10 protein-coding genes are annotated in these 12,283 nt (G+C 61.0%); all 10 read right to left on the bottom strand.

What is annotated here, in order from left to right; genetic code table 11:
• Window positions 1–3: 3 nt before the first annotated feature.
• Genes pseC through rfbF form a run of 10 tightly spaced genes read right to left on the bottom strand, consistent with a single transcriptional unit; the run spans window position 4 to window position 11,472 of the window.
• Window positions 4–1,167 (bottom strand): UDP-4-amino-4,6-dideoxy-N-acetyl-beta-L-altrosamine transaminase, encoded by a 1,164-nt coding sequence (gene pseC, locus ACWKV5_RS07230; protein WP_483840746.1) that lies wholly within the window; start codon window positions 1,165–1,167, stop codon window positions 4–6.
• Complete coding sequence (gene pseB / locus ACWKV5_RS07225; RefSeq protein WP_483840745.1) at window positions 1,164–2,165, bottom strand: UDP-N-acetylglucosamine 4,6-dehydratase (inverting); 1,002 nt, start codon at window positions 2,163–2,165, stop codon at window positions 1,164–1,166. The genes pseC and pseB overlap by 4 nt, the downstream gene beginning before the upstream one ends.
• Before the next feature lie 30 nt (window positions 2,166–2,195).
• A complete protein-coding gene (locus ACWKV5_RS07220) occupies window positions 2,196–5,129 on the bottom strand; it encodes a TIGR00180 family glycosyltransferase (protein ID WP_483840744.1) in 2,934 nt (977 codons plus the stop codon).
• A gap of 56 nt (window positions 5,130–5,185) precedes the next feature.
• On the bottom strand, window positions 5,186–5,923 hold the full coding sequence (locus tag ACWKV5_RS07215) for a cephalosporin hydroxylase family protein (protein WP_483840743.1): 738 nt from the start codon (window positions 5,921–5,923) through the stop codon (window positions 5,186–5,188).
• Window positions 5,924–5,940: 17 nt separating this feature from the next.
• Window positions 5,941–7,011, bottom strand: a complete 1,071-nt coding sequence (locus ACWKV5_RS07210; RefSeq protein WP_483840742.1) for a class I SAM-dependent methyltransferase — start codon at window positions 7,009–7,011, stop codon at window positions 5,941–5,943.
• A complete protein-coding gene (locus ACWKV5_RS07205; RefSeq protein ID WP_483840741.1) occupies window positions 7,001–7,858 on the bottom strand; it encodes an NAD-dependent epimerase/dehydratase family protein in 858 nt (285 codons plus the stop codon). Before ACWKV5_RS07205 ends, ACWKV5_RS07210 begins: the two co-directional genes overlap by 11 nt.
• Window positions 7,855–9,081 carry a methyltransferase domain-containing protein gene (locus ACWKV5_RS07200; RefSeq protein WP_483840740.1) on the bottom strand — a complete coding sequence of 409 codons (1,227 nt, stop codon included), beginning with the start codon at window positions 9,079–9,081 and terminating at the stop codon, window positions 7,855–7,857. Before ACWKV5_RS07200 ends, ACWKV5_RS07205 begins: the two co-directional genes overlap by 4 nt.
• On the bottom strand, window positions 9,078–9,638 hold the full coding sequence (locus ACWKV5_RS07195) for a dTDP-4-dehydrorhamnose 3,5-epimerase family protein (RefSeq protein WP_483840739.1): 561 nt from the start codon (window positions 9,636–9,638) through the stop codon (window positions 9,078–9,080). The genes ACWKV5_RS07200 and ACWKV5_RS07195 overlap by 4 nt, the downstream gene beginning before the upstream one ends.
• Complete coding sequence (rfbG, locus tag ACWKV5_RS07190; protein ID WP_483840738.1) at window positions 9,635–10,717, bottom strand: CDP-glucose 4,6-dehydratase; 1,083 nt, start codon at window positions 10,715–10,717, stop codon at window positions 9,635–9,637. Before rfbG ends, ACWKV5_RS07195 begins: the two co-directional genes overlap by 4 nt.
• On the bottom strand, window positions 10,699–11,472 hold the full coding sequence (gene rfbF / locus ACWKV5_RS07185) for a glucose-1-phosphate cytidylyltransferase (RefSeq protein WP_123434018.1): 774 nt from the start codon (window positions 11,470–11,472) through the stop codon (window positions 10,699–10,701). The genes rfbG and rfbF overlap by 19 nt, the downstream gene beginning before the upstream one ends.
• Window positions 11,473–12,283 lie beyond the last annotated feature (811 nt).

Genomic DNA, 12,283 nt, shown 5'->3' with positions numbered 1-12,283 from the left:
GTACTACTCCTCAAGGACCAGCCGTCGCAACTGCTCGACCACATAATCCTGTTGTTCATCGCTCAGTAAAGGAAACAGCGGCAGGCTGATGGCCTCGGCGTAGTAACGCTCCGCTTGCGGGAAGTCCCCTTCGGAGAATCCCAGGTCACGATAATACGGCTGCAAATGCACCGGAATATAGTGCAGGTTCACCCCGACCCCGGCCGCTCGCAACCCTTCGAACACCTGTCGATGACTGAGGCTGATCCGCTCCGTTTGCAGGCGCACCACGTACAGGTGCCACGCCGATTCGGCCTCGGGCTGAATGCTCGGCAGCGTCAGCGGCAAGTACGCCAGCAACCGCTCATAACGCGCCACCAGTTCACGACGACGTTGGATAAACCCGTCAAGTTTACCCAGCTGTGACAACCCGAGGGCTGCTTGCAGGTCAGTGATGCGGTAATTGAAGCCCAGTTCCACTTGCTGGTAATACCACGGGCCGTGACTGGATTCAGTCATGTGCTGCGGATCGCGGGTCATGCCGTGGCTGCGCAGACGCTGCAAGCGTTCAGCCAGATGCGGGCGATTGGTCAGCACCATGCCACCTTCGGCACTGGTGATGATCTTGACCGGGTGGAAGCTGAACACCGTCATGGCGGCGAATTCGCCACAGCCCACCGGCCGACCGGCGTAGGACGCGCCCACCGCATGGGACGCGTCTTCGATGACCGTGAAGCCATAGCGCTCGGCCAGTTCGGCGATCATGCGCATATCACAGCTTTGGCCGGAGAAGGCCACCGCCACCAGCACTTTGGGCAGCGTGCCGCTGTCTTCAGCCGCCTCCAGCTTCGCCTTCAGGGCATAGGCATCGAGGTTCCAGGTCAGTGGATCGATGTCGACGAAATCAACCTCGGCGCCGCAATAACGGCCACAGTTGGCCGAGGCCAAAAAGGTGTTCGGCGTGGTCCACAAACGATCACCCGGCCCGAGCCCCGCCGCCAGGCAAGCGATGTGCAGCGCCGCCGTGGCGTTGCACACCGCCACCGCGAAACCGGCCTGGCAACGTTCGGCCATGGCCTGTTCGAAACGCTCGATGGTCGGCCCTTGCGTGAGCCAGTCAGACTGCAACACGGCAACCACCGCGTCGATGTCTGTCTGATCGAGGCTTTGCCGACCGTAAGGAATCATGCCGACAACTCGGCGTGCAGGTCAGCGATCTGGCCCACCGACAGGAAGTGCGGGTTGGTGTCGGAGCGGTACTCGAAGTCCTCGCTCACGGCGCGCCCCTGCTCGCCCAGGTTGTCCACGGCAAAATCCACGTCGACACTGGTGAAGCGGATCGACGGCTGAATCGTGTAGTGATCGGCGAACTCCAGGGTCATTCGCGCGTCGTCCAGCGGCACCATCAACTCATGGAGCTTTTCGCCTGGGCGAATCCCCACGTTTTTGTGCGGCAGGTGTTCAGCCATGCCCTGCGCCAGATCAACGATGCGAATCGACGGAATCTTCGGCACAAACACTTCACCGCCGTGCATGCGCGCAAAGCTGTCGAGCACGAATTGCACGCCGTGATCGAGGGTGATCCAGAAACGCGTCATGCGTTCATCGGTGATCGGCAATTCAGTCGCGCCTTCGCTGATCAGCTTGCTGAAGAACGGCACCACCGACCCCCGCGAACCGGCAACGTTGCCGTAGCGGACCACGGCAAACCGGGTCTGCTGCTCGCCGGCAATGTTGTTGGCGGCCACGAACAATTTGTCCGACAGCAACTTGGTCGCGCCGTACAGGTTGATCGGACTGGCGGCCTTGTCGGTGGACAGCGCGACGACTTTTTTCACGCCGTTGTCGATGGCTGCGGCGATGATGTTTTCGGCGCCATTGACGTTGGTGCGGATGCATTCGGTCGGGTTGTATTCCGCCGCCGGCACTTGCTTCAGGGCGGCGGCATGCACCACGTAATCGATGCCGCGCATGGCCTGGCGCAAACGCTCGGCGTCGCGCACATCACCCAAAAAGTAACGCATGCACGGGGCATTGAACGTCTGCTGCATTTCGTACTGCTTGAGCTCATCGCGCGAGAACACGACGACGCGTTTTGGCTGGTATTGCTCCAGCAGACGTCGGATGAAATTGCGCCCGAACGAGCCGGTGCCGCCGGAGATGAAAATCGATTTACCGTTAAACATGCCTTGAATCCTTTTTCCTGTCAGCCAGGCTTAAGCGAGCAACTGCGTCCAGTTCACACTGGAGGCTGCGCCGAGGGTAAAGCCCTTGCCGGTCAAGGCCAGGTTCTGGTTGTACGCCGCGTCTTGAGTGAAGCGCGCGCCCCACTTGTCTTGCAGCGCCGCGGCCGTTTGCGGTGCATCCGGCAACAGGCCCGGGTGCAGCATCTGTGCTTGTGGGCACCAGACGATCAGGTAACCGGCATCGGCGGCTTTCAAGCACAGGTCGATGTCGGCAAACGCTTCGTCGAAATGCTCTTCGTCCAAGCCACCAACGGCCTCGTAAAGGTCTTTGCGCACCATCATGCAAGCGCCGGACACCGCCGAGTAGTTCTGCTCGACCTGATGACCGTTCATGTAGCCCTTGGCATCTTTGCGCTCATCAATGAATACCGAACCGATCACGCCGTTCAAGCCAAGCACCAGGCCGGCTTGCGTAGTGACGCCACGGAAGTCCATCAGCTTGCCGCCGACAATCCCGACTTCCGGACGCTGGGCCTGATTGAGCAGGCTGTCGAGCCAGTTGGAGTTGACCACTTCGGCTTCGGCCGACATCAACACCACGTAGGCACCCTTGGCCTCACTGACTGCAAAGTTATGCAGCGCCGAGGTGCTCAAGCGTTTACCGGTGCGCAAGACGCGCAGGCGATCGCCCTTGCCTTCCAGGCTGGTCAGCCAGGTCGCCAGCTCTTCGGACTGGCTGTGGTTATCGGCGATCAGGATTTCATGCTGCTGGTAACGGGTACGTTGCAGCACGCTGACCACCGCGCGTTGCAAGTGCTCCAGATTGTCCTGACTGTGCAGAATGATCGAGACCTTTGGCCGCGCGGCGTGTTGGTAATCGATCTGCCAGGTTTGAGGCAATTCGGAGCTGACCTGACCGCGATAACCGCGAGCCGTCAGGTGACGGGTCAGGGTTTGACGTTCGTGAGCGTTTTCCTCGACGGACGATGCGTCGCAGATCAGCAGCGGCTCGGCCAGATGCGCCAGGCCACCCAGGCCACCGTCTTCGATCAGACGCAGCAACAGGTCGAATTCCAGCGCCGACAGGTATTCAGCCGAGTAGCCACCCGCGTTCACCAACACGTCACGCTGGATCAGCCAGTGCCGGGCCATCAGCGACGGCACGGTTTGCAGCAGATCCAGGTTGACGCCGGGACGGAACACATCCGCCAGCGAACCGTTTGCCTGGCGCTGGAGTTCGTCCATTGCCACGGCACGAATGCCTTCGGCGCCCATCAGCTCCAGGCTGGCGCGCAGCAGGCCGCTGGCGCTGAACTGATCACCGGCCTCGGCCAGCACCAGCCAGTCGGCGGTGGATTGGTTAACGCTCTGGTTGATGCGATCGACGTAATTGGTCGCGGTGACTTTGACGAAGTGCACGGTGTCACGCGGTGTAGTGGTCGCCGGCAAATCACCGGTGGTAAACACCACCACTTTGAACGCCTTGCAGTGACCCGCGACCAGGCTGTCGAAGGTGGTCTGCAACTTGACCATATCGGCGTCGAGGTCCAACAGCATGATGCCGAACTGCGGGCCGCCATTGCGTTTACGCAGCTGCGCCTCAATCACCTTGAGCTGTTTGGCATCGGGGTTGCGCGCCTCCAGCCAGTTGAGCAAGCGCCCGGACGGCATGTTCTCGAACAGCGATTGCTCGTCCTGTGCCGGCACCGACACCAGGCGCTCGGCCCAGGCTTGCAGCTTGAGGCCTTCTTCGGCCTCATCGGAATCCTTCAACGACTCGACCAGACGTGAAACCACCGTGCGGTTGTAGGCGTACAGGCTCAGGGCTTCCCACAGACGGCTGCGCAAGGTGCGCTCGTTGTCGTTAGGGTGCACGCGCATCAGCTCATGCTGCTTGAGCAAAATGCCTTCCAGTTCCTGCAACTGCAACTTGCCGGCCGGCATGGTGTGCAGCAGGAATTCGAATTGAGTCAACAGATCGAACACCGGTTGGTTGTAGAACGGCATCTCGACAAATTGCTCGGTATTAAACGTACGCACCGGCTCTTTGCCGGCCTCCAGCCACGCCGACGTGAAAATCAGCGTCCCTTTCAGCGAACGCATGTTATTCAGGCAGTCAGCCATGGTGGCGAAACTGTCCAGCGCCACCTGCTTGCCTTCGTCCAGCGTCTTGTGGGCCATGCCGGTCGGCAAAGACGCCAGAAACTCGGCAAAGCGCTCGCGGTCGGCCACGGTTTTCGCGTCCTTGAGCGTCAACACCGTCAGCACGTTGGTGTTGTGCTCCGAGGAACCGTAAGGGATTTCCCGCACGGCGAACGGGATCGGCAAGATCCGCGCCTTGGCACGCGCGAGCATGTAATAGGCATGGCCGATTTCCTGCCACTCGAAGCTGGTGCCCGGCAGCAGCGCGTTGTGCCAGTCCTGCAGCAACTCGGTACGGCTGACCGCGTAGAACGGCGGCAGGAAGTGCCCCATGAATTGCGTCAGGCGTTCTTCGGCCGACTCCGAGCAATAGTCTTCCGGGCCCTTGCGGTCGCGGCGGAAGTAATTCACTTCCGTGGCGCGTGCCAGGTACATGATCCCGTAGCCGTGGCACATGCCGTAGTCGGCATGGTCTTCGAGGAATTCCAGCGACTCGGTGATCGCATCGTGCAGCAGGAAATCATCGTCAGCCGCCAGCACCATGTACGGCGTGGTCACCTGATTCACGCCATAGGCGAGTTTTTCCTGCAACCCGGTGTAGGTGAATTGCGGCAGGTGCCGGTAATCGACCATCGGGTAATCACGGGCGATGTCGTCGTCGCTTTTCAGCGACGAGTCCAGGACCAGAATCGTGCAGGGATAGCTGCTGTAATACTGCAAGGTGCGCCGCAGGTAGGCGTTGCGGTTGTGGGAAATCACCACCACCGTCAACCGTTCATTCAGCGGTGCCACATCGTTTCGAGCAGTGTTTTGAACGCGCATATTTCTATCCCCACAACCGGCCAGAAGCCGAGAACCTACATTCAATTCAAGAGTGATTAACGAACGCGACGCAGATAGCCATCCGGCGCCACGGTGATCAGCAGCTTGTTCTGCAACTGACGGTCGATTTCGAAGTCAGCGTTTTCTTCCAGGTATTTCCACACGGCGGTCTTCGGGTTGTCGCCCGGGCCCCATGGACGGTCCGGGAAAAAATCGGCCGGCATGTCTTCAACCACGGTGTCCATGACCACGCAGTAGCTGCCCACCGACACCAGTGGTGCGTACAGGCGCAGCTCTTCCAGTACGTGATCGTGGGTGTGGTTGGAGTCGAGTACGAGGATGACTTTCTTGCCTTCGGCGGCAGCGCGTACTTGTGCGGCGATGGCCTCGTCGATGCTCGAGCCTTCGATCATCTTGATGCGCTTGCTCATCGGGTGGCTTTCGATGGCTTCGCGGTTGTGCGGGCGAATGTCGAGGTCGATGCCCAGCACTTCACCATGGCCTTGCAGCTCCAGCAAGGAGGCGTAGTAGATGATCGAACCGCCGTGGGCGATGCCGCACTCAATCACCAGGTCCGGTTTGACCTGCCAGATGATTTCCTGCATCGCCATCATGTCTTGCGGCAGCTGGATGATCGGACGGCCCATCCACGAGAAGTGGTAGCTGTACTTGTGCTTGGCCGACTGATTGAAGAAATCCTGGGCCAGGCCGGTGAGTTTCTGGTCATCGCCCTGAGCGGCGATTTGTTCTGCGCACTCGGCTTCGAAGGCTTTATTGATGGTGTTGTCAGTCATTTTTCTAATCTCAATAGTCACTGGAACGAAGCGCTGTCGACGGCGTGATAGACGTAGCGTCCATCGGTCATCCGCTTGATTTCTTCGAGGTAGTTGGAATTCATTACAAATAGGTTGGCGCCTTCGGGCAGCGCGTCCATGACCTCTTGTGGTGAGGAAACACGCACGCCGCTCAGGGGCAGATAACGACCCTGCTTCGCCGGGTTGATGTCCACCACGCGATCCACTGCCACACCCGCCCTTTGCAGGAACAGCGAATAGATCACGCCTTTGGACGATGCACCCCAGATCGCTGAACCGTGCTCGGGCGCCTCCTGGATAATCTGCACCGCGCGCGCAAGACTCGCGGTGAAACCTTGCGGCAGGTCCAGGCGTGGCACCGGTTGTTCCGGGGTCAGGCGCAAGGTCGCCAGGTCGGCAACGATGTACAGGTATTGGCCGCCGAACAGGTGGCCGGCCTCGTGCACAGTGCCGAACATCCGGCGCAGGTCATCGAGGCGGAAATAATTGACGTGCTCGTAGAACAGGTCGAACCAGGCTTTGTGTTCGAGGATCCAGTCGAAGCACGGCACTTCGATGTAGATCTGCCCGCCCTGATTGGCGTCGGCGATCTCGGCGAGAAAACTCACCGGGTCCTGAATGTGTTCCAGCACGTGGCGCAGCACGATGGCGTCCGCCGCCAGGCCGAGGCCACGGGTGAACGGTGCCTTGATCACGTCGGCGTTGTCGCCTTCGTAGGCCGGGTCGATGCCGGTGATGGCGTAACCCAGGCCTTTGAGCAATTCGAGAAAGTAGCCTTTGCCGCAGCCGACTTCGATCAGTTCCCGGCCCTTGAAGTGGCGAGCAATGATGCGCTCGACATCACCCAGGTGCTTCTGGAACTGGCCCGAATGCGCCTGCTCGTTCTGGTAGTCGGCGTCGTAGCTGAGCCTGTTGGCATCGAAGGCCTGGTTGAAGATCAACCCGCTCTTTTCATCCTGCACCAGGACCATATCGGCAGACGCCGAAGCCCTGGCAGACTCGGGGTCGGCAAAGGTGCGGTTTTGCAACACCGGCAGGTCGGCGACCCGATACAACTCATGCCTCATGCGATGCTCCCAGTAGCTGTTGCAAACGGTCCGTCACGCCCCAGAACGCCATCGGTTCGTGGGTCGGGTATGGGTAGTGACCGAGGTTCAATTGGATCGTCGCGCCGCGCGCGCGCAGTCGCTGCTCGACCAGCGCCCGCACCGAAACCGGCTGGCCGCTGGCGCAATTGATCACGCCATCGAATTCACGCTGTTGCACGATGGCCGCGAGGTAACCGGCCGCGGTTTCAATCGCCAGGTAATCACGCAATTGCTCACCGGCCGACATGTTGAAACTGTCATCGCCCGCGTCGATGGCGCGGTCCAGCGCGGCGAGCAAACTGTTCGGGTTTTGCCCCTCGCCGTGCAGGTAAAACAGCCGCACCCATTGCAGGGTGAACGGTTGAACCTGCTGCAGGTTTTGCAGAAACAGGCGCAGGGTATTTTTCGCCAACCCGTACGGGTTGCTCGGCAGCGGCGCGGTGTGCTCACTGAGCGGGCCGCTTTGCATGCCATATTCGAAACAGGTGCCGGTGACCAACACGTGCGAGACGCCCGCCTCGACCGCGCCCTTGATGAACCGGTAATCGGCCATCAAGTTATGCTCGAAGTGAAACAGCGCCCGATAGTTCGGCAGCCCTGGCCAGGCCAGATGCACCAACGCGTCGATGCCATCGGTCAATGCGGGGATGTTCAGATCGTCGGCGTGAATATCCGCCGCGATGAATTCCACGGCATTGATCCACGGCAATGTCGCGGCAGTCTCGGCATTGCGCGCCACGGCGCGGACTTCGCAGCCACGGGCGAGCAAGGCTGCGACCAGATGACGGCCGACAAACCCGGTGGCGCCGGTCACTAGCACTTTCACAGCACGGTCAACTCAGGCACGGCGATCACGAAGCGGCCATCCCACTGACGCACCTGAGCCAATTGCTGACTGACTTCGGTCAGCAGGTTCCACGGCAGCACCAGCACGTAATCGGGTTTTTCCAGATCGATCTGTGCCGGCGAGACAATCGGAATGCGACTGCCCGGCAAATACTTGCCCTGCTTGTGCGGGTTGGCATCGGCCACCCACGCCAGCAAGTCCGGTTTGACCCCGGCGTAATTGAGCAACGTGTTGCCCTTGGCTGCGGCGCCGTAACCGACCACGCGCTTGCCATCGGCCTTGGCCTGCAACAGGAAGCGCAGCAGTTCGTGCTTGATGCGTTCGGCGGCGGGTGCGAGGGTCGCGTAGTACTCGGCAGTTTTCACCCCGGCGGCGAGTTCGGCCTGCAGTTGCTGAGCTACCGAAGCTTGCACATCGCGACGCACACCGTCGGCACGCTGGACGAAAACCCGCAGCGAGCCACCGTGGGTCGGCAACTGAGCGACGTCGAACACCTGCAAACCGTTGCGCTCGCACAATGCCTGAACAGCGGTCAGCGACAGGTAGGAATAGTGCTCGTGATACAGCGTGTCGAACTGCTGGCCGGCCATCAGCGTCAGCAATTGCGGGAACTCGAACGTCGCCACGCCGCTCGGTTTGAGCAAGGTCGCAAAACCACCAAGGAAATCGTTGATGTCCGGCACGTGGGCCAACACGTTATTGGCGGCCATCAGGTCGGCGGACCAGCCTTCGCTGACCAATTGCGCCGCGGTGTCGCGACCAAAGAACAGCTCACGAATCTCCAGGCCTTTGTCTCGCGCCGCTTGTGCGGTGCTGCGCGTCGGCTCGACGCCCAGGCACGGAATGCCGCGCCCGGCGACGTACTGCAACAGGTAACCGTCGTTGGCCGCGATTTCCACCACGCGGCTGTCTGCCGTCAGGCCGAAGCGCTCGGCCATCTGGGCCACATACGTTTCGGCATGGGCCAACCAGGTGCTGGAGAACGAACTGAAGTAGGCGTATTCAGCGTCGAACAGGCTGTCGGCGCTGGTGTAATCCTCGGTCTGCACCAGCCAGCATTGCTGACACACCGCCACCTTGAGCGGCACCCATTGCTCGGCTTGCTCAAGTTGATCGGCGCGCACATACGCGTTGGACGGCGGCGAGGTGCCGAGGTCGATCAGCGGCAAGGCCAGGGAAGTCCCGCAACCACGGCAATTCATACACGCACTCCAGCGAAGTGGTCATCAAGCAAGGGATGGCTGGAATCCCGTGCCGACAGATTATTGACAGGCAACGGCCAGGCAATCGCCAGCCGTGGATCGTTCACGCTCAAACCACCCTCGTGCACCGGCGTGTAGTCCGCGCTGTGCAGGTAGAGCAATTCGGCATCGTCGGTCAGGGTCTGGAAGCCATGGGCGAACCCGGCCGGGATCAGCAGGCTGCGTCCATCGCCGGCACACAGGTGCTCGGCGTGCCAGTGCAGGAAGGTCGCGGAATCGGGGCGCAAATCCACCGCCACATCCCAGACTTCGCCGCGCAGGCAGGTGATCAATTTGGCTTCCGGCGCGCTCGCATTTTGATAATGCAGCCCACGCACACTGCCCCGCTCACGGGTGCAGGAATGGTTGATCTGACGGATATGAAACGGTTCGCCGAAGGCGCTCAGGCTGCCTTCACAGAACAGGCGCGCGAAGTGCCCGCGCTCATCCTCGAAACGTTTGTGCTGCACGCTGAACAAACCGGCCAGCGGCAACGGCATTAACGAAAACTCGCTCACAGCGCGCCTCGGTACAGGTTCAACTGGCCCAAAGTGATGGCGCGCATGTCGTCGCCGTTTTGCCAGGCCAGGTGCCAGTCCAGCGTCTGGGTCAGGCACTGCTGCAACGACCAGCGCGGCTGCCAGGCCAACAGTTGACGGGCGCGGCTGCTGTCCAGGCGCAACAGGCCGGCTTCATGCAACTCACTCGGTTCGATGCGCAAGCCGCGGGCTTGCGGCCAGCGGCTGGCAAGCAATTCGACGACTTCGCCGACGCTGCACATGTCCGCTTCACTCGGGCCGAAGTTCCACGCACCGGCAAACTCGGGGCCTTGTTCATAGAGACCTGCCGCCAGTTGCAGGTAACCGGCCAGCGGTTCCAGCGCGTGTTGCCATGGGCGCACGGCTTGCGGGTAGCGCAAGGTCACCGGTTCGTCGGCGGACCAGGCCTTGAGCACATCTGGAATCAACCGCTCAGGTGCAAAATCACCGCCACCCAGCACGTTGCCGGCGCGGGCGGTGGCCAGGGCCAGACCGTGCTCGGCGTACTTTTCAGCCGGGAAGAACGACGCCGCGTAAGACTGCGCCAGCAACTCGCAGCAGGCTTTGCTGCTGCTGTACGGATCGTGGCCACCGAGGGCTTCGTTTTCGCGGTATGGCCACAGCCATTCCTGATTGGCGTAGACCTTGTCGGTGGTCACCAGCACACAGGCGCGCACACCGCCGACCTGGCGGATCGCTTCGAGCAGATTGAGGGTGCCCATGACGTTGCTGGAGTAAGTGCCCAGCGGGTCGCGATAGCCTTCGCGCACCAGCGGCTGGGCCGCCAGGTGCAGGACGATTTCCGGTTGGGTCTCGGCGATCAGCTCCAGCAATGCCCCGAGGTCACGCAAATCGCCGCGCTGATCGTTGATGCCTTCGTGCACGCGCGCCAGTTCAAACAGGCTCGGTTCGGTGGACGGGTCGAGCGAAAAACCGCTGACCTCGGCACCGAGGCTTTGCAGCCACAACGTCAGCCAACTGCCCTTGAAGCCGGTATGGCCGGTCAGCAGAACCCGCTTACCGCGCCAGAACTCCTGGCTCAGTCCCATTGCTTCCATGGGGCCTCCCCGCTCAGCCACAGCTGCTCAAGGTGGTTTTTGTCACGCAGGGTGTCCATCGGGTGCCAGAAACCGTCGTGCTGGAACGCTTGCAACTGCTGCTCATTGGCCAGCGCGGCCAATGGCTCGGCTTCCCAGGAGGTTTGGTCGTCAGCAATGTAGGGCAGGACTTTGGGCGACAGTACGAAGAAGCCGCCATTGATCCAGCCGCCGTCACCGCGTGGTTTCTCGATGAAGCCTTTGACGCTGTCACCGTCGCGTTCCAGAGCGCCGTAGCGTCCCGGTGGCTGCACGGCGGTCACGGTCGCGAGTTTGCCGTGGGTCAGGTGGAAGTCCACCAACGCGCCGATGTTCAGGTCCGAGACGCCGTCGCCGTAGGTGAAGCAGAACGCTTGTTCGCCTTCCAGGTAACGGGCGGCGCGACGCAGGCGGCCACCGGTCATGGTGTCTTCGCCGGTGTCGATCAGGGTCACGCGCCACGGTTCGCTGTAGTTCTGGTGAACGTCCATGCGGTTGTTGGACATGTCGAACGTGACGTCGGAGGTGTGCAGGAAGTAGTTGGCGAAGAAGTCCTTGATCGCGTAGCCCTTGTAGCCAAGGCAGATCACGAAGTCGTGAATGCCGTGGGCGGAGTACTGTTTCATGATGTGCCAAAGAATTGGCTTGCCGCCGATTTCGATCATTGGCTTGGGCTTGAGGTGCGACTCTTCGCTGATCCGCGTACCGAGACCACCCGCCAGAATTACTGCCTTCATCGCTGTCCTCTTGCTCTTCGCGCGGTTTGGCCAGCCCCGTCAGGGTTGGCGAACCGTCAGATGCACATCATTAGCCCGCAGCCACTGGGGCCTTCACGCCTGTTGAGGTGAAGGATTTATGGCGATATGTGGGGGACTTGCAGGAAGTGAGCCAATTGCTTGGGGTGGGCGACTGATGGGGTTTTGGCGGTTGGGTTTGGGTTTGGGTTTGGGTTTGGGTTTGGGTTTGGGTACATATCCATTGTTGCGGTAATGGCTGCTGGCGGTTTCGCTCTTACAGCGACTCACTTTTCCAGACGCCGAAAAGTAAGCAAAAGGCTTTGCCCCTCCATTCGGTGCCTCGCTTAGGCTCGGCATGCCCTCACTCCGGCATTGCTCCGGGGGCCCGCCGCCATCGGCCATCCATGGCCGGGGGCGGCTACCGCGGCATCCTTGCCGCGGTGCCCCCTACGCAACGCCTGCGTTCGGCCTCTGGGAAAGGGGCAACAGATCAAGATCAAAGTCAAAAGCCGAAGCAACGGCAACGGCAACGGCAAGATCAACAGCTTCGCGAGCAGGCTCGCTCCCACAGTTGGACTGGGTGCATCCATAAGAGATTGGTTGACTGGCAAGCCGCCATCGCTGGCAAGCCAGGCTCCTACAATAGATTGGCGTACAGCCGTTGCTTCTCACCACTCAACAGGCCGAGCGTTAGCTCGCCTGCAGCTTTTGATGTTGAGGCACCGCCCCCTCGAGAGGCCGAGTGGAGGTTCTGCGCAGTGGGCAACCCGGCATGGATGCCGGGTTAGCCGCCCCCGGCCATGGATGGCCG

The organism is Pseudomonas oplopanacis (assembly GCF_057128725.1).
This window is presented reverse-complemented; position numbering and strand designations above follow the sequence as displayed.